Genomic DNA, 23903 nt, shown 5'->3' on the forward strand with positions numbered 1-23903 from the left:
CCGCCGGAAGTGAGAGAGCGTTTAGGCGGGCGCCTTGGCCCCTTCAGCCTGTCGTTCTTCCACCAGCGTGGACACGGCTGCGAACAGCGGGTGCTCCGGAGCAAGTCCAGTGATCCGGGCTGTGGCGTCTGCCGGCGTTGAGGACGCCAGGATCTGGGCGAGCTCGGTGGCCTCGGCGTCCGCGGGGTCGCTGAAGCGCAGGGCCGCGGCGATGGCACCCAGGAGCGCCTCGGGCACGATCCCGCGTTCGGCCAGTTCAGCCGCGGGGCCGATGAACCGTTCATGCCGGCTGAGCTTGCGCATCGGGGCGCGGCCCACCCGGTTCACGGTGTCCGGCAGGTGCGGGTTGGAGAACCGGACCAGGATCTTCTGGACGTAGGCTTCCTGCTCGTCATTGTTGAAGCCGTGCTTGGCCACGAGGAGCTGCTTGGTCTCCTCCAGGACGGCCCGGACGTCTTCCGCAACGTCCTGGTCCGCCATGGCGTCGGAGAGTTTCTCCAGGCCTGCCTCGAACCCAAAGTACGCTGCCGAGGCGTGCCCGGTGTTCACGGTAAAAAGCTTCCGCTCGATGTACGGCGAGAGCTCGTTCACAAACGTTGCGCCCGGGATAACCGGCGCAGCATCGCCGAATGCGGTCCTGTCGATGACCCACTCGTAGAACGTCTCCACGGTGACGTCCAGGCCCTGCCCCGGCTCCTGATTGGGCACAATCCGGTCCACGGCGGTGTTCGCAAACACCGCAAGGGAATCCAGGGGGCCGGCGGCGTCATCCCAGAGCGCGGCCACTTCGGCCCGCAGGATGTCCGTGGCGTTGATGGCGTTCTCGCAGGCCATGACCTGCAGCGGAGCCAGCCCGGCAGCCCGCGCCGCGATGCCCTTGGCGATGGCGGGTGCCACGAACTTCAGGATGTGCGGCCCCACGGCAGTGGTGACGATATCCGCCGTCGCGATTTCCCGCACCAGCTCCGCTTCCTGCGTGCCGGAGTTCAGCGCGCGGAAGTTGTCCACCGTCCGGACGGTGGGGTTCTCCCCAACCTCGTGGACGTTGTAGCTGTCCGCTGCCGCCAGCTGGACTATGAGCGCGTCCGCTACATCCGCGAACACCACCTCATAACCGGCCTGGTGCAGCAGCAGCCCCACAAAGCCGCGGCCGATGTTCCCGGCTCCGAAATGTACTGCCTTCACTATGCGTTCACCTTTCCGAACAATTCCAGGACTTCCTCAACGGACGTGGCCGCTTCCAGCTGGGCCACCTGGGCATTGTTGGTGAAGACCTTCGCGATGGAGGACAGGATGTGGAGGTGTTCGTTGTTGATGCCCGCCACGCCAACCACGAACTTGACCTGCTTGCCGTCCCAGTCGATGCCGTTAGGGTAGCGGATCACGGACACCGCTGACTTCAGGATGTGGTCCTTGGCGGCGTTGGTGCCATGCGGGATGGCCAGGAAGCTGCCCATGTAGGTGGACACGGATTCCTCGCGTTCGTGCATGGCCGCGAGGTAGCCCTCGTCCACGGCGCCGCGGGCCAGGAGGAGCTGCCCGGCTTCGTCGATCGCGGCATCGCGGGTGGTGGCGGTGCCGTTGAGGATGACACTGTCGGCCATCAGGATGTCCGACCGCGCCGCAGTCTCCGCAGCCTCGACTGGTGCCGTACCGCTGCCAACGGCCGGTACCGAGTCCACCGGGGCACTGGCGACGTGGGCCCCGTGGCCGGCAGCAGCACCGTCGTCGGGCGTTGCGCCTTCGGTGTTGTGCTCCTTGACCAGCTCCACAATCTCGTCATACCGCGGGCTGTTCATGAAGTTATCCACGGAGAAGTGCGCAGCACTGGAGGTGACGGGCTTGGCTCGCTCGGTCAGGTCCTGGTGGGTGATCACAACGTCGTAGGTGTCGCTGAGGTTGGCGATAGCGGCGTTGGTGACCTTGACGTCCGGGAACCCGGCCGCCTTGATCTTGTTCCGCAGCACGGATGCTCCCATGGCACTGGAGCCCATACCGGCGTCGCACGCGAAGACGATGTTCTTGATGGGGCCGGCGAGGACGGCCGTGCCCACCCCTGTACCAGCGCCGCCGCCGGTCAGCATGGATGAGACGGAGCTCTTTTTGCCCTTCATGGCTTCCATCTTGGATGTGGCGTCGCCCAGGTCCGCCTCGTCGCTGTGCTTTGTGGTTTTCAGGATCACCGAGGCGACCAGGAACGACACCGCGGTGGCGAGCAACACCGCGAGGATCACCCCTACGTAGCTGTCCCGGGACGTTTGGGCGAGCACGGCGATGATGGAGCCAGGCGCGGCCGGAGCAACGAGTCCGGAGCCGGTGACGGCCAAGGTGGCAATACCCGTCATGCCGCCAGCGATCGCGGCCAGGATCAGCAGCGGGCGCATCAGGACGTACGGGAAGTAGATTTCGTGGATGCCACCGAAGAAGTGGATGATCGCGGCGCCAGGGGCAGAGCCCTTGGCAAGGCCGCGGCCGAAGAACATGTACGCCAGCAGGATGCCAAGGCCCGGGCCGGGGTTCGCCTCGAGCAGGAAGAGGATGGACTTGCCCTGTTCAAGTGATTGCTGGATGCCCAGCGGAGTCAGCACGCCGTGGTTGATGGCGTTGTTCAGGAACAGCACCTTGGCAGGTTCAATGAAAATGCTGGTAAGCGGCAGGAGGCCGTTGTTGACCAGGAACTGGACCACGTTCCCGGCACCGGTGCTGAAAGCCTGGACCAGCGGCGAGATGCCGTAGAAGCCCAGCATCGCCAGCAGCGCGCCCCAGATACCGGCGGAGAAGTTGTTCACGAGCATTTCGAAGCCCGGGCGGATCTTGCCCTCCCACAGGAGGTCGATCTTCTTCATCGTCCAGCCGCCGAGGGGACCCATGATCATGGCGCCGATGAACATCGGGATGCCGGCGCCCACAATGACGCCCATGGTACCGATGGCGCCCACCACGCCGCCGCGGACGTCGTAGACCATTTTGCCGCCGGTGTAGCCGATCAGGAGTGGCAGCAGGTAGGTGATCATAGGTCCAACCAGGCCTACATAGGGAACTCCTTCGGCGTTGGTGCCGAAGCCGCCCAGGGCCGGGACCGGGATCCAGCCCTTCTCAATAAAGAGGGCTGTGATGAGCCCCCACGCGATGAACGCGCCAATGTTGGGCATAATCATGCCGGACAGGAACGTCCCGAACTTCTGGACGCCGACCCGCACGCTGGTGCGGGGCTTTGCAACTGTCTCTGTTGCCATGTGCTTTCCTAACCGTCATTCCTGCGGCTGTGCAGGCTGGATTCGATACTTACGACGACGTGCTGGTAGAGATCCGGTGGAGCCATTCGAGGAAAAGTTTGAGTTCCGAGCTGGAGAGCTGGTCGGAGTGCGATGCCTGAAGCGCGGCATTCAGGGCAATCGCTGCCACCACCACGGAGGACCTTGCGGAGTCTTCCGTGGCCGCCCCTTCGGCTTGTGCCGGGGACACGGCAAAGATCATGGCGTCCCGGGTCATGGTGGACAGTTCGAGGTTACGTTCGGCGGCGGGCTCCGCAATCAGCATGAGCGTCACCCCCACGTTGGCGGCCAGGATAGACCTGGCCGCTTCCCGCGGCTGGACATTTAGCTGGCCCGCTGCCGCAGCCTTGTTCAGCATTTCCTCCATCAGCGACTCGGCATCGGCGACGATGGCGGGGCGGCTTTCGGGGCGGAGATTGCCGAACATCACCAGGTACAGTTCCGGCTGCTTAAGTCCGAACTGGACGTGGTTGTCCCACATCCTCCGGATATCCTCCAATGGATTTCCGGACGGGGCGAAATCTCTTTCGCCCGCGACATACTCCTCAAAGCCTGCGGTGACAACGGCGTCGAAAAGGCCTTCCTTGTCACCGAAGTGGTGGTACAGGGTGGGCGCCGTTAACCCTGCCAGCTGCGTGATCTGACGGGTGGACACGGATGCTCCGGCGGATTTTGCCAGCAACTCGGCGGCTGCATGCAATAGCCGCATTTTGGGGGGAAGCTGGCCATCCAAACTCATAGCCGCTACCCTATCACCTATAGCATTGCTATATGAACTGAATCACATATAATTTTTTTCAGGCACGTTCCCGCACTCGCACATAGTGGTCGCGGCGGCCCCGGCATGGCGCCGGGAGATCCTAGGCGGGCCTGTCTACCGGCAGAGAATGAGGACCTTCAGTGCAGAACTTCCCAGGAGTTGGCGTCAGCCCCGGCCGCATCATCGGGACCATCCGGCAAATGCCCAAACCGATCAGCGAACCCCCCGCAGGCGAGCAGCTGGCCGGCGGTACCTCCGCCGAGGAGGCCACTGCCGCTCTCAAGGCAGCCTCGCAGGCCGTCCACGACGAACTTAAGGCCCGGGCCGCCCACGCATCCGGAGACGGCAAAGCAGTCCTGGAAGCCACGGCACTGATGGCCAAGGACACCATGCTGATAAAGGGTGCGGCCAAGCTCGTTGCCCGCGGACTCTCGAGCGAGCGCGCCATCTGGGAATCCGGTTCCTCCGTTGCTGAAATGCTGCACAACCTGGGCGGTTACATGGCCGAACGCGCCACCGACGTCCTGGATGTGCGCGCCCGGATCGTCGCCGAGCTGCGCGGCGTGCCCGCGCCCGGCATCCCTACCTCCAGCACGCCATTCATCCTCGTCGCCGAAGACCTGGCACCGGCGGACACCGCCACCCTGGACCCGAACAAAGTGCTGGCACTCGTTACAGCGGGCGGCGGCCCCCAGTCCCACACCGCCATCATCGCCCGTTCCCTTGGCCTGCCTGCCGTGGTGGCAGCCGTAGGCGTGGACGAACTCCCGGACGGCACGGACGTCTATGTTGACGGCGCGGCCGGAACCATCACGGCTGAGCCCGACGAATCACTGCGTGCCGCAGCGGAAGCATGGGCGGCCACGGCTTCCCTGCTGGCCGAATTCAGCGGCACGGGCACGACGGCGGACGGCCACCTGGTGCCGCTGCTCGCCAACGTTGGCGGCGGCAAGGACGCCGAGGCGGCCGCCAAGCTGGGCGCCCAGGGCGTGGGCCTTTTCCGCACCGAATTCTGCTTCCTCGAACGGGACTCCGAGCCCAGCGTTGAGGAACAGGCCGCCGCCTACAAAAGCGTTTTTGATGCGTTCCCAGGAAAGAAAGTGGTTCTGCGAACGCTCGACGCCGGCGCCGACAAGCCGCTTCCATTCCTGACCGACTCCACGGAGCCCAATCCGGCCTTGGGCGTCCGCGGCTACCGCACGGACTTCACCACACCGGGCGTGCTGGACCGCCAGCTGGAAGCGATCGCCCTGGCCGAGAAGCAGTCCGAAGCGGACGTGTGGGTCATGGCCCCCATGATCTCGACGGCGGAAGAGGCGGCCCGCTTCGCCTCAATGTGCGCCGACGCCGGCATCAAGACGCCCGGCGTGATGGTCGAAGTCCCCTCCGCCGCGCTCACCGCCGAGGCCATCCTGCGCGAGGTGGGCTTCGCAAGCCTGGGCACCAACGACCTCACCCAGTACGCCATGGCGGCCGACCGCCAGCTGGGCCCCCTGGCCAACCTCAACACGCCCTGGCAGCCGGCCGTGCTGCGTTTGGTGGGATTGACAGTGGAGGGCTCCCGCGCGGAAGGCCACAACAAGCCCGTGGGCGTATGCGGTGAGGCGGCCGCTGACCCGGCCCTCGCCGTCGTACTTACGGGGCTGGGCGTCAACACGCTGTCCATGACCGCGCGGTCCCTGGCCGCTGTCGCCGCGGTACTGAAGACCGTCACGCTGGCAGAGGCGCAGCAGCTGGCCAAGCTGGCCCTCTCCGCGCCCAGCGCCACCGAAGCCAAGGCCTGGGTACGGGAAAAGCTGCCCGTCCTCGAAGAGCTCGGCCTCTAAGCGCCTGCCGCTCCAGACAGCCAGCCAACCACCAAGAAGCACCCACCAGGAGGAACAATGCCAGAACGCATCGCCACCATCGCCAGCCGCTCCGGCCTGCACGCGCGCCCCGCCGCGCTGTTTGCTGAAGCCGCGGGGGACGTGGGAGTTGAAGTCACCATTGCCATGCAGGGCGACCCGGAGGACGACGCACTGGACGCTTCGAGCATCCTGTCGCTGATGACCCTGGGCGCCGCCAAGGGCGATGTTGTGGTGCTCCGGGCTGCAGGTGACGGCGCCGACGCGGCACTGGACTCGCTGGTCAAGCTCCTGGAAACGGACCTCGACGCCGAATAGGGGCCCAGCTGGAGATCGCGGCGGCCGCCGGTCCCGGCGCCGTGTGCTGGAAAACGTGGCCATGGCCCGGAATTTCCGACATGCTGCCCTGCGGGGCCTGGGAAGCCAGCCGCCGGCACCAGTGGCGGCCGGCCACCGGGTCCTGGCCGCCCCGCAGCACCAGCAGCGGTTGGCTGATTCCACGGATCCTGGTCTCAAGGGGATACTGCATCATCACCGGCAGCTCGGTGAGGTACCAGCGCGGGCCGGCCCGGAAATAGTCCGCGAAGACGATGGCATTCGCCGACGGGCTCTCGCTGAACATGGCGTCGCGGGTCAACGCCAGCGCCTGCCGCGCCACCGACGCTCGGCGGGGGTCCACCACCGGACCCATCAGCACCACCGCGTCCACGAGCTCCGGCTCCTGCAGGGCGAGTTCAGCGGCATGCTGGGTACCCATGGAATGCCCGATCACCACGCAGGACGTCACACCGGCCGTAGTCAGCGCTGCCCGCACGAACGCCGCATACTCCCCCACCGGAACCTGGCGCCGGGGCCTGGGCGCGTCGCCAAACCCTGGGAGGTCAAAGGAGTAGACGTCGGCTGTGAGGGCCAGCACCCGGTGCAGCCGCACGAAGTAGCGGTGGGAAACGCCGATCCCGTGGAGCAGAACATAGGTCGGCCGCTGCATATCGCTTGCCGGCGCCACGGAGCGGTACAGCCTGCCGGCCAGCCCGCCGGACTCAATGTCCTCGCCATCACTGAGTTTCATCCCGCGAGCTTACCGCCGCCGCCCGGAGGTGCAGGGTTAGGCTGATGGCATGGCACTGATAGCTCCCCGGATGACTGGCGGCCTGCCGGCCGACGACGCAGGAAAACTGCAGCGGGCTCTTGAGGGCGGCAACGACATTACCGTTTTTGTGGACGGCACGGTCCACCGGCTGACGCCTGAGGCAAGGGACGCCGTCGTAGATCTCCTTCGCCGGTTCAGCCGCGGCGAAGCGGTGACCGTCAGCAGCGTGGAGGAAATGCTCACCACCTCCCAGGCGGCCGAACTCGCCGGGATTTCCCACACGTATCTGCGCAACATGACCGATCGCGGCGAGATCCCCGTTGAATACCGCGGCACGCACCGCCGGATCAGGCTCGCGGCCATCATGGCCTGGCTGGACCGGCAGAAGAAGCTGGATCAGCAGGAGAAACCAGCGCAGGCCTAGCTCAGGGCTGGACCCGGTGTGGCTGGACCCGGGGTGGCTGGATCCGGGGTGGCTGGATCCGGGGTGGCCGCCTCCGCGCGTTAGATCCGCGGGCGCGACGCCCAGCGTCGCATTTTCAGTGCCGCATGGAGTTCCAGCCGGGACATCCCCCTCAGCGGGTCCACGCCCAGAAGCTGCCGGATACGGCCCAGCCGGTTGTAGATGCTGCTGCGGTGCAGGTGGAGTTTGGTGGCCACGTCCTGGACCGAACCGTCGTTGTCATAGATGAGCTCCAGAACGGGGAGCAGCTCATCGTTGCGGTCGTGGTCCTCCAGCATTCGCACATAAACAGACCCGGAGTCAGCCCAGGCGCCGGCTCCCCCACCCGCCGATGCCAGCAGCTGGTACACCCCGGTGGCACGGCAGTCCACCAGTTCGCCGAGCTGGGGGTCCACGGCTGCCGCCTGCGCCGCCAGCCGGGACTGCCCGTACGCCTCGGCAAGCTCCCGCGGCTTGGCAAAACCCTCGCTGATGCCAAGGATGATGCGGTGCACCGGCCGGCCCGAACGCTTGGCCAACTCCAGCTGGTAGTGGACCAGTACCTGGGCATGGTTGGCCCGGCCCACCGTCTCACGGAACAGCACCACCGAGTGGGTTTCCGTGCCGGCGCTGAACAGCGCCACGTCCACTCCAACCGTCGCCTGCAGCGCCGCCGACCGGTGGATCAGCATGGAGGCGATGGGGTCCGGACCGCCGGCCCAGCCATCGGCGTCTAGCACTGTGATCATCTGCCACGGCCCCTTGCCCTGGATTTCCTTCCACCCCGCCACGGCAGCCACCGCGTTGGCATCGCCTGAACAGGCTGCCAGGAACTCGCGTTCGCGGCCCCTCCTGAACTCGGACTCGGCCGTGTTGGACTCCAGCAGCAGGCCGGAGAGCCGCTCCACCTGCGGTGCCACGTCCGGCAACTGGGTGAGGATCGCCCTCGGATTTTCCTCAGCCGAGTCCTGCTGCACCCACAGGTAGCCGACACGGAATCCGCGCACCATCAAGGGAACACACACCCTGCCCAGCATCCCGAGCTCCTGGTTGGCGGGAATCGCTACCGGGCGGACCGCCGTGGCGATGCCGTGGGAAAGCTGCCAGGCGCTGACATCGGCCGGGACGCGCTTGCTCAACAGGAAGTTCACCCGGACCCGGTCCGCATGGGACTGGTTGGAGCTGTAAGCGAGCAGCAGTCCATCAAGGTCCTCCAGGGACAGTCCCCGCCCTAGCTTCTGCGCCACCTGCTCAACGAGTTGTTCCACGTCCTGCTGCATGGGGTAACACTACTGCTCCAGCCAGCATCCCGGCGAACGAACGGCAGGCGACACCTGACGTTCTCAAGCTGTACATATGTCGAGTAGTGAAACTAAAAAACCCCGAACTGACAAGGGGCCTGGAGGCCCCCAGTTTTGCTTTCCTGTCAGTTGGGTCACAACCGGATCTATTCTGGAATCACAACTTCCCCCGCAATTTCGGGCCTACCCGGTCTGAGAATATGGAGCCACAAATGATCATCGGTGTCCCCAAAGAGATCAAGAACAACGAATTCCGCGTCGCCATCACCGCTGCCGGCGTTCACGAGTTCCGCACCCACGGCCACACGGTCCTGGTGGAGCGCGGCGCCGGCCTGGGCTCAGGGATCACGGACGAGGAATACGCGATCGCCGGTGCCGAAATCGTGGCCGAGGCAGATGACGTCTGGGGCCGGGCCGACATGGTCATGAAGGTCAAAGAACCCATCAAGGCCGAGTACCACCGCTTCCGTAAGGGCATGATCCTCTTCACGTACCTCCACCTGGCCGCAGAGCCCGAACTCACGCAGGAACTCATTAACTCCGGCGTCACCGCGATCGCCTACGAGACCGTGCAGGAAGGCCGCACGCTGCCGTTGCTGGCCCCCATGTCCGAGGTTGCCGGCCGCCTTTCCGTGCAGGTAGGCGCCACGTCCCTGATGGCACCCGCCGGTGGCAAGGGCGTCCTGCTCGGCGGCGTACCGGGTGTCCGCCCGGCGAAGGTGGTTGTCCTCGGCGCCGGCGTGGCAGGCACCAACGCCGCCGCGATGGCCCTGGGCTTGGGCGCCGACGTGACCATCCTGGACATCAACATCAACCGCCTGCGCGAACTGGATGCCCAGTACCAGGGCCGACTCAAGACCGTGGCCTCCAACAAGTACGAGATCGAAAAGTCAGTGGTGGACGCAGACCTGGTGATCGGCTCCGTCCTGATCCCCGGTGCCAAGGCCCCCAAGCTCGTCACCAACGAACTCGTGGCCCGCATGAAGCCCGGCTCCGTGCTGGTGGACATTGCCGTGGACCAGGGCGGCTGCTTCGAGGACACCCACCCCACGACGCACCAGGAACCGACGTACAAGGTCCACAACACGATCTTCTACTGCGTCGCCAACATGCCCGGCGCCGTACCCAACACCTCCACCTACGCACTGACCAACGTCACCCTGCGCTACGCAGTGGCCCTGGCCAACCTGGGCGTCAAGGCCGCATTCGACCGCGACCCGGCCCTCGCCGCCGGCCTCAACATCGCCGGCGGCCACGTGGCACACCACTCCGTCTCCGAGGCACATAACCTGCCCCTCGTTTCGGACTGGCACGAACTGGTCTCTGCTTAGTCATCTTGGTTGCCGTTCCGACGTTCGGTGGTTGAGCTTGTCGAAACCCGGGTTTCGACAAGCTCAACCACCGGGTCGTTTAAGCCAGCTTCCTTGCTGCTTCTATTATCTTGAGGACCTCGACGGCGTCTGCCGGGTCCACCGGGTGGGGCAGGTTGGAGGAGGCACCGCCGTCGTCGATCTTGGCTGCCAGCAGCCGGTAGAACTCGGGGTAGGCGCCTCGTTCGGTGGGCAGCGGATCGAGGTGGCCGCCGCGGCCTAGGGATCCTGCCCATTCCGGCGCCTCAACCCCGTATTCGGGGTCCAGCGGGCCGCCGCCGGCAGCAATGAACGGCTCCTGCGGATCGATCCCGTGCTTGGTGAACCCGCCAGCGGATCCGAGGATGCGGAACCGCGGACCCGGCTGGGCGCAGAGCATGTTCATGCCCAGGTGGCTGGTCACCCCGGACTCGTGGTTGAGCACCAGGAACACGTCATCGTCCACCTTCTCGCGCGGACGCCGCGCCTGCAGTTCTGCGTAAGCCACGGTGGCGGGACCGAAGAGCAAAAGCGCCTGGTCGATAAGGTGCGTGCCAAGGTCGAACAGCACGCCGCCGCCGTCCGCTGCCGTGGCGCTGGCTTTCCAGGCCTTCGAGATGTCCGGGGACCAGCGTTCAAAGCTGGACTCAAAGCGGGTCACGCTCCCCAGGGCTTCGCCGGCCAGCAACTTCTGCACGGTCAAAAAATCGCCGTCCCAACGCCGGTTCTGGAAGACCGTGAGCACGCGGCACAGCCGATGCGCGAGGGCGATCAGCTCCTGCCCCTCGGCACTGCTGACGGCGAAAGGCTTGTCCACCACAACATCCAGCCCAGCCTCCAGCGCGGCCTTTGCCAACGGAAAGTGAGTGGCCGGCGGGGTCCCCAGCACCACAAGGTCAAAGTCACCGGCCAGCGCAAGCACCGCGTCGCCGTCGGGCACTGTTTTGACGCCCGGGTACCGCTGCGTCGCGGCAGCCTGCCTCCCGGCGTCGGACGTGGCGATAACGTCCAGCGAGTAGCGGGGATCTGCCGCGATGAGCGGCGCGTGGAAAACGCTGCCGGACAGGCCATAGCCGACGACGGCGGTGCGGATACGGCGTTCGGGTTCAGTCCAGGTCATAGGCAAAACCGTACCCCCACCCTCTCGCAGTTAATGTGCATTAAAGCCAAACGCTCTCTCACTTCCCGCAGACCTGCCGGAAGTGAGAGAGCGTTACAGTGGGTTACTTCTTGATCCAGCCCAGAGTGGACCAGTCCGGAACCTGGGAGAGGCTCTGGAAGAGGGACGGGCCGTAGTTGGCCAGGCCGGTGCGGACGAAGGAGATCTGCGGGCCGTTCATCACAACTCCCATGGAGAAGTACTTGGACATGTGTTCCTTTTCTACGTCCATGGCTGCCTTGTTGCGCTCGGCGTTGTCCTCGATGGAGGCGAGATCGGCAATTTTCTTGTCCAGCTCGGCATCGCCCAGGCCGTTTAGGTCGGTCTTGGAGTCGTAGTACTGCTTGACGGCGTCCGTGGCATCGGGGCCGACGGTGTAGCCGGAAACGCTAACATCGAAATCGCGTGCGCCCATGACCTTGCCGAAGTCGGCAGAGGCGCGCTGGTCAATGCCAACATCCATGCCGCCGGCCTGGAGCTGCTTCTGCAGGGTCTGGGTGAAGGCAAGGGTGGTGGGGTCGTCACCGAAGTTGCTGATCTTGAAGGCAGCGGGCTTGCCGTCCTTCTCCATGACGCCGGCGGCGTTGGCCTTGTAGCCGGCGTCGGTCAGGACCTTCTTGGCTGCATCCGGACCGGTCTCCTTTACGGGGTAGGTGTCCTGGTAGTACTCGGAGAATGGCAGCAACATCATGGAACCGGGGCTGGGCTCCTCCCAGTTCAGCCCGTTGAAGCGGACCTTGCGCAGGGCGTCGCGGTCGACGGCGGCAAACATGGCTTCACGGACGGCAACGTCAGTGATCTTCTTGGCATTGATGTTCATGCCGCCCGCGAAGAGACGCTGGCCGCGGCGGACCTCGGAGTCCTTGGTACCCTCCAGTTGCTTGTAGAGGGAGATGGTGTTGGCTGACATGGCGTCGATCTCGCCGTTCTTGAAAGCGGCGATCTGTGCGCTGGTCTCCAGCTGGCGGAAGACGACGTTTGCCAGGACCGGCTTGGTACCCCACCACTTGTCGTTGGGAACCAGCGTTACCGTCTTGGCTGCGGTGTCGTACTGGTCCAGCTTGAACGGTCCGGCCATCCACTCGGGGTGCATTTCGCCGTTGAAGCCCTCGTTGAAGAGTTCAGGCGTGTTCACAGCAGGGTGGATCAGGCCGAAGAAGAGGGCATCCAGCGGGTAGACCGGCTGGGAGGTCTTGACGATGACTTCCTTATCGCTGCTGCCGGCCTCCACGGACTCAACGAATTCGTAGGCTCCGGAGCTCACGATGTCGTAGCCGGCATCCGGGCTCTTGAGGATGTTCCAGGTGTTCTGGAAGGCCTTGACGTCGATCGGCGTGCCGTCGTTGTAGGTGGCCTTCGGGTTAACCTTGATGGTGACGGTCTGCTCGCCGTCCACCACCTTGCTCTCCACGGACTCGCAGAAGTCCTTGTTCGGTGTTGCCTTGCCGACGAAGTCGACCTTCCAGCAGCCGCCAATGCCGCCGCTGTTCACGGCCACCGGGTTCATGGGGATCTGCAGGGCGGAGTTGTCCGCACTGTTGCCATTGTTGGAGAACCCGTTGAAGTCCGGTCCGATGTTGCCGAGCGGCAGCGTGACCTTGCCGCCGGGCTCCAAGTCCGCGGCCGGCTTCTCGTTGATGCTGATGAGCTTGGCGAGGTCGCTGCCCGCCTCCTGCCCCTTAGCAGTTTCCGGTCCGGTGGGTGTGCCTCCACCGCCGCAGGCCGTCAGCGTCAGGGCTGCGGCAATGGCCGCGGCGCCGCCGATCTTGGTCAGATTCCTCATGGGTTTCCCTTCATAGGTGCGGGTGATGCTTGTGATGGGTCGAAAAAATCTAGGGTGCATGGGGTTCCGCTGTTTCGTGGACCACCAGCATGTGCTCGTCGAGTTCGCCGTCGGGGAAGAAGCAGGCGAACTGCTGGTCCGGCACGGGCACCGGACCGGTCTCCACAACCTGCACCGCCCGCGAAGGCTGCACGGGTCCCAGGGGCGGCTCCAGGGTCAGGCACTGCTCCTGCTTCGCAGCGGGAAGCGCCGCGAAGACGGGGCAGCGGGTGGCGAAATTGCAGCCCTTCGGCGCATCCAACGGGGACGGCAGGTCCCCCTGGAGGATGATCCGCTCCCGGGTGCGCTCGAACTGCGGGTCGGGGACAGGGATCGCGGACAGCAGTGCGCGGGTATACGGGTGGCGGGGGTTATCGAAGACCCGGTCAACTTCACCGATCTCGACGATCTTGCCCAGGTACATGACAGCCACCCGGTTGGAGATGTGGCGGACCACGGAGAGGTCGTGGGCCACCATCAGGTAGCTGAGCCCCAGCTCGGCGCGGAGCTTATCCAGTAGGTTGATCACGCCTGCCTGGACCGAGACGTCCAGCGCGGACACCGGCTCGTCCAGGACCACCAGTTTGGGGTTCACGGCCAGGGCCCGGGCGATGCCGACGCGCTGCCGCTGGCCGCCGGAGAACTGGTTGGGGAACCGGTTGACGTGGTCCGGCTGCAGGCCCACCAGTTTCATCAGTTCCATGATGCGTTTTTTGATGTCCGGCTTGCTGAGTCCGGCGTTCTGCAGCGGCTCGGCCAGGACCTCGTAGACGGTGAAACGGGGGTCGAGGGCGCCGGTGGGATCCTGGAAAACCATCTGCATTTCCCTGCGCATGGCGCTTTTGGTCCTGGCGTCGGCGGCCTGCTTGTTGCTGATGCCGCCGATGAGCACCTCGCCGTCCTGGTCCTTATGGAACTCCATGATTTCGAGCAGGGTGGTGGTTTTACCCGACCCGGACTCTCCCACGATGGAGAAGCATTCGCCTTCGCGGATGTCGAAGCTCAGGCCGTCCACGGCCTTCACGGTGCCGATGCGCCGCTTGAGCAGGGCGCCCTTGGTCAGGGGAAAGTGCTTGCGGACATCCTTGAGTTCCAGCACTGTTGCGCGTTCCGCGCGGGGCATGAGGTCAAAGCGGGAGGCAGGGACCGGCGGGGCGGAAAAGATGTCGTGGACATCCACGTCCGCGCCAAGGGAGCCGGATTTGATGCACGCCGCCTGGTGGTAGTTAGCTCCCGGAACCGGGTTCAAGGAGGGTTCGCCGTCGAGGCAGGCGTCGGTCACCAGCGGGCACCGCGGCGCGAAGGAGCAGCCGGTGGGGGTGTGGAGGAGGTTCGGCGGGATGCCGTCGATGGGGACCAGCGAGGATTTCTCCGCGACGTCCACGCGCGGGACCGCCCCGAGCAGGCCCATCGTGTAGGGCATCCGGGGATCGTAGTAGATGTCATCCACGCTGCCGGTTTCCACCGGCTTGCCGGCGTACATCACCATGATGTCGTCGGCGATGCCCGCCACCACGCCCAGATCGTGCGTGATCATCACGACGGCGGCGCCCGTTTCCTCCTGCGCCTTATGCAGCACCTCAAGCACCTGGGCCTGGATGGTGACGTCCAGTGCCGTCGTCGGCTCATCCGCGATCAGTACGCGCGGGTCGTTGGCGATGGCGATGGCGATCATCACGCGCTGGCGCATGCCGCCGGAGAACTCATGCGGAAAGGCCCGGAGCCTGTTCCGGGGGCTGGGAATGCCCACCATCGCCAGGAGCTCGACGGCGCGGGTTTCCTTCGCCGCTTTGCTCATGCCCGGGTTGTGGATGGTGAGGGCCTCGGTGATCTGGGTGCCCACCGTGTACACCGGGGTGAGGGAGGACAGCGGGTCCTGGAACACCATGGCGATGTCGTTGCCGCGGTAGGCGCACATTGCCTTGTCGCTCAGGCCCAGGAGTTCCTTGCCTTTGAGCCTGACGGAACCGGAGATCTGGGCCGTGGTGGGCAGCAGGCCCATGATGGCCAGCGACGTCACCGACTTGCCGGACCCGGACTCCCCCACGATTCCCAGGGTTTTGCCGGGCATCAGGTCGAAGTTGACGCCCCGAACGGCATGCACAGCCCCGTTTTCGGAGTTGAAGCTGACGTTCAGGTCCCTGACGGACAGGACAGCGTCCGACGGCGAGTGGAGACCGGCGATGTGGAGCCGCTCGGCGGCTGTGGGGGCCGGGTCAGCCGGCTCAAGGAAGGTGCTCATTTGCTCTTCTTCTCTGCGCTGTTCTTCTTGGCCCGGCCAACCGAACTGGAGCTCGGGTCAAAGGCGTCACGCAGGCCATCGTTCATCATGGCCAGGGACCCCGTGAGCAGGAACATCACGGTGAGCGGGACCCAGAACATCCAGGGGAAGGTCTGGACCTGGGACGTGGCGCCGCCAATCAGCACGCCGAGGCTCACATCCGGCACCTTGATGCCGATGCCGATGAAGGAGAAAGCCACTTCGGCCAGGATGGCCCCGGTGACGCCGCGGGTGATGTCCAGGACCAGCAGCGATCCGATGTTGGGGACCAGGTGCCGCCACACGATGCGCGGCGGCGGGACGCCCATGTACTGGGCCGCCTTGACGAAATCCCGCTGCATCAGCGACATGGACATCGAGCGGATAAGCCGCGCGGTCCCCATCCAGCTGAACACCAGGAGCACGATGATCAGCAGGAGCCAGCTGGGGAGGTTCTTCTTCAGGCCGTCCCCTCCGCCGCTGGTGGCTACGGCCACCACCAGCAGGGCGGGCATCATGATGAGCGCCTCCAGGACGAAGAGCATCACCTTGTCCACTTTTCCGCCAAAATAGGCCATGGTGCAGCCGTAGACCGCCGCAACCAGGACGGACACGAGGCCCACCACCAGGCCGATCAGGATGGAGATCCGGGTGCCTTCGACAGTCATGGCGTAAAGGTCGATGCCGGCCTGCGACGTGCCCAGGAAGTGCTCAGCGGACGGCGGCATGCCGATGCTGAAGGGATCGAGGGTCTCCTTGTCCCAAGGCGTAAAGAACCCTCCCACGAAGGAGAAGAGGGTCAGGCCCAGGAAGATCGCCAGCCCGGCGACGGCCGTCTTGTTCCGCATAAAACGGCGGAAAATGATGGTGGACTTGGCAATCACCACATCGGCGCTTTCGAGATGCGCGTCCTGCGCGACCGCCGCCGGATCAATGGCATTGAGGTTGGTCATGGCTACTGCACCCTCACTCTCGGGTCCACAAGCGTGGTGGCGAAGTCGGCGAGAATGGCGCCCAGGGCGAAGATGATCGAGCCGTAGGCGAGGGTGGCCGTGGCAGCGTTAACGTCCTGCAGCGAGATAGCGTCAATGCTCCAGGAGCCCACGCCGGGCCAGGCGAAGATCTTCTCCGCGAAAAAGCCGCCCGCGAAGATGGCCGGGATGGTGAACGCGATGCTTTGGGCGACCGGGATGAACGAAACCCGAAGCGCGTGCCGGGAAATGGCCTGGTTCCGCGTCAGCCCCTTGGCGCGCGCCGTCCGGACGAAGTCCGCATTGACGTTATCAAGCAGGTACTGGCGCTGCGCGATCTGGTACGAACCCCAGCCGACCAGGGTGATGGCGATGGTCGGAACCGAATAATGACCCACCATGTCCACAAACTGGGCCCACCCGGGCTGTATGCCCGGCGTGGAGATGCCGGTCACGAAGAAGATACGCTCCCCGACGGTTTCGTTGATGTTGATGGCACCGAGCTGCACCAGGAAGTAAGCAATGGGGGCGGGCACGATGTACGCGAGGTAGCTGTAGGAGGTAATCACCCGGTCCTGGAACTTGTACTGCCGGGCCGCCGAGTACACCCCGAGGGCGACGCCGATGACAAGGGTCAGGACGATGGATGCCAGGAAGAGCCGGGTGGAGATCCAGACGCGGTCCCCGAATTCAGCGTTGATGAATGCGCCGTTGGGGCTGCGTCCCCAGTCCCAGCGGGTCACGATCCCGGTGAGCCACTCCACGTAGCGCTCCCATGGGCTGAGGTCCGGGTCCAGGCCTTTCAGGCGCATGGAATTGGCTACTTGCTCGGGTGTGGGCCGGGGAATCCGTTCCTGTTCGAGGAGCGCCGGCTTGAGCGAACTGACCGCCAGGAAATAGCCGGCAGACGTGGTCAGGAAAATCATGAAGACGTAGGTGATGCCGCGCTTGGCGAGGTACCTGATCATTTGGCAGCTACTTCAGGATCTCTTTGCCACCTGGACTATGGACGAACACTCCAAGGGGTTACCTTGGGCTGGCAACGGAGTTCCTGCCTTCACTGCATCCACGTTCCAGATCCTTCCGATTTCCCCGGCCCGCAACGGGTCTCGCCGCCACCGGGTTTCCACCAGCGTGTAGCCGGTTTACCGCGACCAGCTCAGATTAAGTCCGGGTGGACTATGTTGCGGGTCACATTCCACAGGAAACTACCACAGAGTAGCGTCTGGAATGCGGGCACCTGCTCGGAATCCGTGCCCGCAGTATCAGATTGTTATGAATAATTCAGTGGAATTGATGTGACTGGACGATTCGACAGAGTTAGGCGTAGCTTACCGCCCGCCGACCACGCGAGTGACAAGGTCCCGCCAGGAATCGGTCAACCGTTCAGGCGCCAGGCCCCGGGAGCGGACGGCGCGCAGGAGCCGGTCCGGATCCAGCGTGGCGGCCAGGGAGATGGCCATCAGCAACGGGTCCGCGTCCCACCGTTCTTACCCTTGTTGGCAGCCTCCGCGCCGAGTCCACCAACCAGAAGCTGGCCGAAGCCATCCAGCTGAACGCTTGCGAGCCGGTTGACGTGGTCATCCACGAAAGCCTGGGCAATATCCGGTTCTACAACGAGGACATCGACGTTGATGGCCAGGTTCCCGCAGCAGCCGCCGCCCTCCGCGCGGCCGCCAACGAAGCGGACATCCTTCTCCTGGTGACCCCGGAACACAACGGCACGGTGCCCGCATCGCTGAAGAACGCCATCGACTGGCTGTCCCGCCCCTTCGGTGCCGGCGCCCTCTCCGGCAAGCCCACCGCCGTCGTTGGTACCGCATTTGGCCAGTTCGGTGGCGTGTGGGCCCAGGACGAAGCCCGCAAGGCAGTGGGCATTGCCGGCGCTCAGGTGCTTGAGGACGTCAAGCTCGCGGTCCCCGGCTCCATGGTCCGCTTCGCCGAGCTGCACCCGAAGGACGACGCCGAGGTAGTCGAGCAGATCAAGGGCGTCTTCGACGCACTCGCCGCCGCCCAGCCGGCAGCGTAAGGCAGCCGCACGCAGCGGCCAGAAACAACCAAATGCCCCGGCCACCGCAAGGCGTCCGGGGCATTTGTTATCTCGCCGTGAGCAGGAACGGGACCAGCCACTGCGCAGGTAACCAAGTCTTGTTCCAACCGGTACCCTGCCGGCATTTCCAGGGCGGAGGGACCGCCGTAACGTTAAATGCACGGAAAGCATTGGGGACGGGAACGCGGTGCAGAGATGGCAGGCAGGCAGAGCGCCGGAAAGCTGATGGCGACAGCGGCAGCACTCTCGCTTCCCCTGTGGCTGGGAGGCTGCGCCCCCGCTTCGAACCCGCGTACGGGCAGCAGCGCCCCGTCCGGTGCAACCACGCTTGAACGCCCTGACCGCGCCCAGCAGCCCCTGGTTCCAGTTCCGCAGCCGCAGGCGCCCCCGCCAGCCACCGGCGCGCCCGCCGAGCCCACCGGCCCGTCCTCAGGCCTGCCCCCCGGGCTTTCCGGCCAAGCGTCAGGCGGGGTTACCGGAATACCGGAGCGGAGCCCGGGCACCGGTCCAGCGGCCGGAACGGCTTCGCCCGGGACTGCCACGCCCGGCGGCGGTGCGGCACCCGGCGGCGGTGCGGCACCCGGCGCATCTAAGGCGGGAAGCCCATCGCCGGCCCTGGAGCCCCTGGCGCCGCCCTCGGCCGTGCCGGCCCCTGGCCTGTCCGCCGAATTCCAGACGGTGACCGCCTACTACGTACTGCTGGACGACGGCGGGGCCGGAGGTGTGCGCTTTGGCTGCAACGACAGCCTGGCAGGCGTCCGCCGTACCATGGCCGGAGCTGCGGAACCTTTGGCCAATGCCATGCGCGCCCTGCTTGACGGAGCCGCAGAACCGATGCCCGGGCTGTACAACTCCCTGTCCGGCTCAACCCTGACGTTCCTGTCCGGCACTTTCGACGGTACGTCTGTGACGGTCTACCTGTCCGGCTCGTTCCGTCCAGCGGGGGTGTGCGACATCCCGCGCATCGAGGCCCAGCTCACACAGACTGCCGTTGCATCGGTGGGCGCAATCCGCGCCGACGTTTACGTCAACGGCGTGGGGCTCGCCGATGCATTGCGCCTCAACTAGGCCAATTGATCAACATATGTTGCCTGATCAGCAACTATCGGCTGTATCCTGAGAATGTGACCCACGAAACACTTGATGCCGACGCAGTGCAGCTGCCGGCCGAAGCCATTGATGCCATCGAGCGCGCGGCCACGTCCGCCCACCGCGCCGCCCATCCCCACGAGGCGCTGTTTTCGGAGCGCGCAGCCAACATTAAGCAATCGGCGGTCCGGGACGTTTTTGACATCTCGATGCGCCCCGGGCTGGTGTCCCTTGCCGGGGGTAGCCCTTACCTGCAATCCCTTCCGCTGGAGCGGCTGGCCGCCACGGCTGCAAGCATCATCGCCGATGAGGGGCTCACCGCCCTGCAGTACGGCGGCGGGCAGGGCACCGAAGAACTGCGCACCCAGGTCTGCGAGGTAATGGCGGCCGAAGGAATCCTGGATGCGCTCCCGCAGAACGTGGTGATCACCGCAGGGTCCCAGTCGGCCCAGGATGTCGCCGTCAAGGTCTTCTGCAACCCGGGGGACGTGGTGCTGGTGGAGAATCCCACCTATGTGGGCGCCCTCAACACGTTTGAGGCCTACCAGGTGGAGGTGGCCACGGTGGAGATGGACGACGACGGCCTGGTGCCTGAGCTGCTGGAGGCCAGGATCGCCGCGCTCCAGACAGCCGGGAAGAACATCAAGTTCCTCTACACGATCCCCAACTTTAACAATCCCTCGGGGATCACCCTTGGGGAGGAGCGCCGTCAGCGGGTTGTTGATATATGCCGGAACGCGAATATTTTGGTGCTGGAAGACAACCCCTATGGGCTCCTCCGGTACGAGGGGAAACCACTGGAACCGCTCCGCGCCGCCAACCCCGACGATGTCATCTACATGGGATCATTCTCCAAGATCTTTGCCCCTGGCCTGCGCATCGGCTGGGCGTTAGTCCCGGAGCACCTTCAGCGGCGCTACTACCTGGCATCCGAATCTGTGACGCTGTGCCCGCCGACGCTGAACCAAATGCTGGTGTCCGCCTACCTTAGGGACTATGACTGGAAGGGCCAGATCGAGACCTACCGGGAACTGTACGCCGAGCGATGCACTGCCATGCTCGCGGCCCTGGACGAACACATGCCCGCCGGCACCAGCTGGACCAGCCCGGAAGGCGGCTTCTTCGTCTGGGTCACACTGCCGGAAGGCGTGGACACCTATCCCCTGCTGCAGAAGGCGATCGACGCCGGTGTCGTCTTTATCCCCGGGGCTGCCTTCGCCCCGTCTGATGCGCCGTCCAACAAGCTGCGGCTGGCGTTCAGCGCCGTTCCGCCCGACGCCATCAAGGAAGGCGTCCGCCGTTTGGCACCGGTACTGCGGGAAGCCCTTGCCGCGCTGTAACGTTGGCCGGACTGAGTGTGGCCAAGAGTGAAACTGAACGAGGAGTACAAAGCATGAGCGGAATTATTGTTGTTGGCGTCGACGGCAGTGGCACCGCCAAGAAGGCCGCCGAATCGGCCCGGGATCTCGCCGCCGCCGTGGGCGCCTCGCTTCACGTCGTCTCAGCCTTCGACAGCGACCGTACCGAAATCTTCGGCTCAGGCAGCGACCAGTGGATCGTTTCCGACGCCGACGGTGCCCAGCATGTTGCCAAGACAGTGGCCGAGTCCCTGGCCGGTTCCATTAAGGTGACCTACTCGGCCGCCCGCGGCAAGCCTGCCGAAGCGCTCATCAAGGAATCCGAGCGCCTGGGCGCCACGATGATTGTGGTGGGCAACCGGCGGATGCGCGGCATCGGCCGGGTTCTTGGAAGCGTGGCCAACAGCGTGGCCCACAATGCCACGTGCGACGTCTACATCGCCAACACCTACGACGCCGACTAACTGACAACGGGACACCATGGATTGGCCGCGCCGCGCGACGGTGCATGGTGTCCGTTCTCACCCCGTAAACGCCGGCTTCAACACCCGGCAGGCGATAAAATGGAAGGGCCCTCAACGGAGCGGACAACCACTCTCCACTCCAGCCTAAGGGGCCCCCTTGCTTACTCTTCAGCGCCGCCAACTTGTTGGCCACGACATCCTCCTGGCCCGCCACGGCAACCACATTTGCTCCATGCGGGTAGACCGCGTCAACGGCCGCGTCATTGCCCTGCTGGATGACGGTACCCTGGACAGTGCACCCAACCTCATCTCGCCGGGACTGCGCCTGCCGGAGACCCTCGAGAGCGTGCTGCGCAGCGACTGGAAATTCTTCGCGGCCGTCTCAGGCGTTGCTCTGGTTCTTGGCGGCCTGATGCTCGCCATATCCGCTGCCTTGGCTGGCGCCCTGGCGAGAAGTCCCGAGATGGTCGAGATGGTGACGGCCTACTCCGCCTACCGTTACTGACACCAGGCTCTGCTAGAGGAGCCAGCCGCGCAAAAGCCACCAAAAGCCCGCCATCACCAAGCCGCCAAAAAGGGAACCGGCTACAACCTGCGCCAGGGTATGTGCGCGGAGCACCACCCGCGACCAACCGATGGCGGGAACCAGCAGGAGCAACGGCAGCCAGACCGGACCCAGCATCAGGACAGAAATAACCGCCGCCGACGACACCGCCGCTGCGTGGCCGCTAATCTTCCAAAAGGGGCTCACGGCCGCCAAGACAATGATGCCGGCGATGATGGCCAGCACCATGACCACCACGCTTCGCGGGGCATTGGCGGCCTGCAGCACCAGCAGACCGGCGGCAACAAACCCTAGCGCCATCAGCAGCACGGGCGCGCGCTGTTTGCGGTTGCTGACGTGATGGTCCGTGACCTTGCCCAGCTTTACGAGCCCGAGGAGCACGAGCAGCGGCAGCACGCACACAAACAACGCAGCCAAGGCTCCATACCCGATGGTGCCGGGGAATCCGGCCTCGACCACGGGGCTGATAAGCAGCTGAAGCGTCACCACCACCGGCGGTTGGAACACCTCTGTCAGCCACCTGGCTGTCCGGTTTCTGGTCCGAATGCCAGCCTGGTTCACGGTATCGATGCTCGTGGTCCCGGCAGCCCTAGTCCAGCAGGAGCGCCGGCTCCTCAAGGATCGCGGCAACGTCGGCCATAAAGCGGGCGGACAAGTCGCCGTCCACCACGCGGTGGTCAAACGAGCCGCCGAGCGTGGTGATCCAGCGCGGAATGACCTCGCCGTCCAGGACCCAGGGCTTCTGCTTGATGGTTCCAAAAGCCACAATTGCCACTTCACCAGGGTTGATGATCGGCGTTCCCGTATCGATCCCCAGCGCGCCGATGTTGGTGATTGTGAGCGTTCCGCCCTGCATTTCGGCGGGCTGTGTTTTGCCGGCCCGGGCCGTGGTGGCCAGGTTGTTCAGCGCCAGCGCCAATTCCTTGAGGGACAGGTCCTGCGCGTCCTTGATGTTGGGAACCATCAGCCCGCGCGGGGTGGCGGCGGCGATGCCCAGATTCAGGTAGTGCTTGACCTGGATCTCGGCGGCGTCGGTCCCGTCCACGTTGTCCACCCAAGTGGCGTTCACGCTGGGGTTCCTGGCTGCGGCCCAAATGACGGCCTTGGCAAGGATCAGCAGCGGCGACACCCTGATTCCCTCAAAGTCGCGTGACGCCTTCAGTCGCTTGACGAATTCCATGGTGCGGCTGGCATCAACATCAACAAAGATGCTCACGTGGGGTGCCGAGAAAGCCGACTCCACCATCGCCTTGGCCGTCGCCTTCCGGACGCCCTTGACCGGAATTCGTTCAACCCGCTGGTCCTGCGGCTTGCCGGCCTTGCCCCAGAAGCCCTCGGCTTGATCCAGCTCCGCATCGCGCTGGGACTGGTAGCTGACCAGGTCCTCGCGCGTGACTTCACCGCGGGAGCCGGTGGCCACCACATCGGCGAGATCGATCCCCAGATCCCGGGCGATCTTGCGGACGGGAGGCTTGGCCAGGACGCGGTTGACGAGGCCCGTGATGGTTCCGCTGAGCGTGGGACGGTGATCGACCATTCCGGTGTTCGTGCCTGGCGAAATCCGGGCGGGAGGGCCCGTCCGGGTCTCGACAGGCTCGGCCACCGGATTTTCGTCCGCACGCTCGACCACAGGGACCGGGGCTGATCCGGTCTGGGCGGCCGGTGCCGACTTCCGGGGACGGCGCTTGACGGCGTCGGCCTTGGGGCCTGATCCCACCAGCGGACCGCCGGCCAAGGCACTGCCCGACGTGCCGCCGTCGTCCGGAAGCTTGCCGTATAAGGGCTGGACCGGAGTGGCGGGGGCTGGGACGTCAGCTGGCGTCGGGTCGCCGGAAACGGCGTCCGAGACGCTGATAATGGCGGTTCCGACGTCGATGGTCACGCCCTCGGGGACCAGCAGCTCGGTGACGGTGCCGGCGAGGGGGGATGGCAGCTCAACGAGCGACTTGGCGGTCTCGATCTCGCACAGGACGTCGTTGATGGCGACGGTGTCCCCCGGTTTGACCTTCCAGGAGACGATTTCCGCCTCGGTAAGGCCTTCGCCCACGTCGGGCAGGTTGAACTTGTTCAGAGTCATGGTGTCCTCTTTCGAGCCAAGCGTGAG

Annotated in this window: 21 protein-coding genes and 1 pseudogene; 9 read left to right on the top strand and 13 right to left on the bottom strand. The window is 65.1% G+C overall.

The genetic code is table 11. The annotated features are described in order from the left end of the window. Window positions 1-21: 21 nt before the first annotated feature. The 3 genes from QK290_RS08565 to QK290_RS08575 are packed head-to-tail and all read right to left on the bottom strand — an operon-like array spanning window position 22 to window position 4014. A complete protein-coding gene (locus QK290_RS08565; protein WP_282330259.1) occupies window positions 22-1185 on the bottom strand; it encodes a mannitol-1-phosphate 5-dehydrogenase in 1164 nt (387 codons plus the stop codon). After that, the gene (locus tag QK290_RS08570; RefSeq protein WP_282330260.1) at window positions 1185-3236 is read right to left on the bottom strand and encodes a PTS mannitol transporter subunit IICBA; all 2052 of its coding nucleotides are present in this window, start codon (window positions 3234-3236) and stop codon (window positions 1185-1187) included. Before QK290_RS08570 ends, QK290_RS08565 begins: the two co-directional genes overlap by 1 nt. Window positions 3237-3285: 49 nt before the next feature. Beyond that, window positions 3286-4014, bottom strand: coding sequence for a TetR/AcrR family transcriptional regulator (locus tag QK290_RS08575; RefSeq protein WP_282330262.1), 729 nt, complete (start codon window positions 4012-4014; stop codon window positions 3286-3288). 161 nt (window positions 4015-4175) lie between these two features. Here QK290_RS08575 and ptsP point away from each other — a divergent pair, with 161 nt between their 5' ends. Together ptsP and QK290_RS08585 are read left to right on the top strand one after the other, a co-directional pair. After that, entirely contained in the window at window positions 4176-5861 is a 1686-nt protein-coding gene (ptsP, locus tag QK290_RS08580) for a phosphoenolpyruvate--protein phosphotransferase (protein ID WP_282330263.1), read from the top strand. A 57-nt stretch (window positions 5862-5918) separates the two neighbouring features. Next, window positions 5919-6197, top strand: a complete 279-nt coding sequence (locus QK290_RS08585) for an HPr family phosphocarrier protein (RefSeq protein ID WP_282330264.1) — start codon at window positions 5919-5921, stop codon at window positions 6195-6197. Here QK290_RS08585 and QK290_RS08590 read toward each other — a convergent pair. Beyond that, entirely contained in the window at window positions 6163-6948 is a 786-nt protein-coding gene (locus QK290_RS08590) for an alpha/beta hydrolase (protein WP_282330265.1), read from the bottom strand. The genes QK290_RS08585 and QK290_RS08590 overlap by 35 nt on opposite strands. Window positions 6949-6997: 49 nt before the next feature. On the opposite strand from QK290_RS08590, the gene QK290_RS08595 reads away from it, so the two are divergent. Continuing rightward, window positions 6998-7393 (top strand): helix-turn-helix domain-containing protein, encoded by a 396-nt coding sequence (locus QK290_RS08595; RefSeq protein WP_282330266.1) that lies wholly within the window; start codon window positions 6998-7000, stop codon window positions 7391-7393. An 80-nt stretch (window positions 7394-7473) separates the two neighbouring features. On the opposite strand, the gene QK290_RS08600 is transcribed toward QK290_RS08595, so the two are convergent. Then, a complete protein-coding gene (locus QK290_RS08600; protein WP_282330267.1) occupies window positions 7474-8691 on the bottom strand; it encodes a PucR family transcriptional regulator in 1218 nt (405 codons plus the stop codon). 233 nt (window positions 8692-8924) lie between these two features. On the opposite strand from QK290_RS08600, the gene ald reads away from it, so the two are divergent. Beyond that, the gene (ald, locus tag QK290_RS08605; protein WP_282330268.1) at window positions 8925-10043 is read left to right on the top strand and encodes an alanine dehydrogenase; all 1119 of its coding nucleotides are present in this window, start codon (window positions 8925-8927) and stop codon (window positions 10041-10043) included. A gap of 79 nt (window positions 10044-10122) precedes the next feature. On the opposite strand, the gene QK290_RS08610 is transcribed toward ald, so the two are convergent. The 6 genes from QK290_RS08610 to QK290_RS08635 form a co-directional block, all read right to left on the bottom strand. Further along, entirely contained in the window at window positions 10123-11181 is a 1059-nt protein-coding gene (locus QK290_RS08610; RefSeq protein WP_282330269.1) for a Gfo/Idh/MocA family oxidoreductase, read from the bottom strand. A gap of 103 nt (window positions 11182-11284) precedes the next feature. Beyond that, window positions 11285-13003, bottom strand: coding sequence for an ABC transporter family substrate-binding protein (locus QK290_RS08615; RefSeq protein ID WP_282330270.1), 1719 nt, complete (start codon window positions 13001-13003; stop codon window positions 11285-11287). Between the two features lie 49 nt (window positions 13004-13052). Then, window positions 13053-15284, bottom strand: a complete 2232-nt coding sequence (locus tag QK290_RS08620; RefSeq protein WP_282330271.1) for an ABC transporter ATP-binding protein — start codon at window positions 15282-15284, stop codon at window positions 13053-13055. Next, window positions 15281-16255: an ABC transporter permease gene (locus QK290_RS08625; protein WP_282330272.1), complete on the bottom strand. Its 975-nt coding sequence runs from the start codon at window positions 16253-16255 to the stop codon at window positions 15281-15283. The genes QK290_RS08620 and QK290_RS08625 overlap by 4 nt, the downstream gene beginning before the upstream one ends. 2 nt (window positions 16256-16257) lie before the next feature. Then, window positions 16258-17241, bottom strand: coding sequence for an ABC transporter permease (locus QK290_RS08630; RefSeq protein WP_282330273.1), 984 nt, complete (start codon window positions 17239-17241; stop codon window positions 16258-16260). 363 nt (window positions 17242-17604) lie between these two features. Beyond that, on the bottom strand, window positions 17605-17736 hold the full coding sequence (locus QK290_RS08635; protein ID WP_282330274.1) for a hypothetical protein: 132 nt from the start codon (window positions 17734-17736) through the stop codon (window positions 17605-17607). Window positions 17737-17756: 20 nt separating this feature from the next. Here QK290_RS08635 and QK290_RS08640 point away from each other — a divergent pair. The 5 genes and pseudogenes from QK290_RS08640 to QK290_RS08660 form a co-directional block, all read left to right on the top strand. Continuing rightward, window positions 17757-18302: pseudogene (locus QK290_RS08640) on the top strand (NADPH-dependent FMN reductase); the annotation flags it as partial. Between the two features lie 216 nt (window positions 18303-18518). Continuing rightward, window positions 18519-19391: a hypothetical protein gene (locus tag QK290_RS08645; RefSeq protein WP_282330275.1), complete on the top strand. Its 873-nt coding sequence runs from the start codon at window positions 18519-18521 to the stop codon at window positions 19389-19391. 56 nt (window positions 19392-19447) lie between these two features. Next, window positions 19448-20752, top strand: a complete 1305-nt coding sequence (locus QK290_RS08650) for a PLP-dependent aminotransferase family protein (protein ID WP_282330276.1) — start codon at window positions 19448-19450, stop codon at window positions 20750-20752. A gap of 53 nt (window positions 20753-20805) precedes the next feature. Then, complete coding sequence (locus QK290_RS08655) at window positions 20806-21234, top strand: universal stress protein (RefSeq protein WP_282330277.1); 429 nt, start codon at window positions 20806-20808, stop codon at window positions 21232-21234. Window positions 21235-21391: 157 nt separating this feature from the next. Then, a complete protein-coding gene (locus QK290_RS08660; protein WP_282330278.1) occupies window positions 21392-21739 on the top strand; it encodes a hypothetical protein in 348 nt (115 codons plus the stop codon). A gap of 12 nt (window positions 21740-21751) precedes the next feature. Here QK290_RS08660 and QK290_RS08665 read toward each other — a convergent pair whose 3' ends face one another. Further along, window positions 21752-22360, bottom strand: a complete 609-nt coding sequence (locus QK290_RS08665) for a phosphatase PAP2 family protein (RefSeq protein WP_282330279.1) — start codon at window positions 22358-22360, stop codon at window positions 21752-21754. Window positions 22361-22388: 28 nt separating this feature from the next. Further along, entirely contained in the window at window positions 22389-23876 is a 1488-nt protein-coding gene (locus tag QK290_RS08670) for a dihydrolipoamide acetyltransferase family protein (protein WP_282330280.1), read from the bottom strand. Window positions 23877-23903 lie beyond the last annotated feature (27 nt).

The sequence above is a fragment of the Pseudarthrobacter sp. AL07 genome, assembly GCF_029960665.1.
Classification (GTDB): Bacteria; Actinomycetota; Actinomycetes; order Actinomycetales; family Micrococcaceae; genus Arthrobacter.

Excerpts from the sequence above, each read along its gene's own strand:
- QK290_RS08570 (WP_282330260.1), bottom strand. The coding sequence starts at position 3,236 with ATGGCAACAGAGACAGTTGCAAAGCCCCGCACCAGCGTGCGGGTCGGC.
- QK290_RS08575 (WP_282330262.1), bottom strand. The coding sequence starts at position 4,014 with ATGAGTTTGGATGGCCAGCTTCCCCCCAAAATGCGGCTATTGCATGCA.
- QK290_RS08585 (WP_282330264.1), top strand. The coding sequence starts at position 5,919 with ATGCCAGAACGCATCGCCACCATCGCCAGCCGCTCCGGCCTGCACGCG.
- QK290_RS08590 (WP_282330265.1), bottom strand. The coding sequence starts at position 6,948 with ATGAAACTCAGTGATGGCGAGGACATTGAGTCCGGCGGGCTGGCCGGC.
- QK290_RS08595 (WP_282330266.1), top strand. The coding sequence starts at position 6,998 with ATGGCACTGATAGCTCCCCGGATGACTGGCGGCCTGCCGGCCGACGAC.
- QK290_RS08600 (WP_282330267.1), bottom strand. The coding sequence starts at position 8,691 with ATGCAGCAGGACGTGGAACAACTCGTTGAGCAGGTGGCGCAGAAGCTA.
- ald (WP_282330268.1), top strand. The coding sequence starts at position 8,925 with ATGATCATCGGTGTCCCCAAAGAGATCAAGAACAACGAATTCCGCGTC.
- QK290_RS08610 (WP_282330269.1), bottom strand. The coding sequence starts at position 11,181 with ATGACCTGGACTGAACCCGAACGCCGTATCCGCACCGCCGTCGTCGGC.
- QK290_RS08615 (WP_282330270.1), bottom strand. The coding sequence starts at position 13,003 with ATGAGGAATCTGACCAAGATCGGCGGCGCCGCGGCCATTGCCGCAGCC.
- QK290_RS08620 (WP_282330271.1), bottom strand. The coding sequence starts at position 15,284 with ATGAGCACCTTCCTTGAGCCGGCTGACCCGGCCCCCACAGCCGCCGAG.
- QK290_RS08625 (WP_282330272.1), bottom strand. The coding sequence starts at position 16,255 with ATGACCAACCTCAATGCCATTGATCCGGCGGCGGTCGCGCAGGACGCG.
- QK290_RS08630 (WP_282330273.1), bottom strand. The coding sequence starts at position 17,241 with ATGATCAGGTACCTCGCCAAGCGCGGCATCACCTACGTCTTCATGATT.
- QK290_RS08635 (WP_282330274.1), bottom strand. The coding sequence starts at position 17,736 with ATGGCCATCTCCCTGGCCGCCACGCTGGATCCGGACCGGCTCCTGCGC.
- QK290_RS08645 (WP_282330275.1), top strand. The coding sequence starts at position 18,519 with ATGGCAGGCAGGCAGAGCGCCGGAAAGCTGATGGCGACAGCGGCAGCA.
- QK290_RS08655 (WP_282330277.1), top strand. The coding sequence starts at position 20,806 with ATGAGCGGAATTATTGTTGTTGGCGTCGACGGCAGTGGCACCGCCAAG.
- QK290_RS08670 (WP_282330280.1), bottom strand. The coding sequence starts at position 23,876 with ATGACTCTGAACAAGTTCAACCTGCCCGACGTGGGCGAAGGCCTTACC.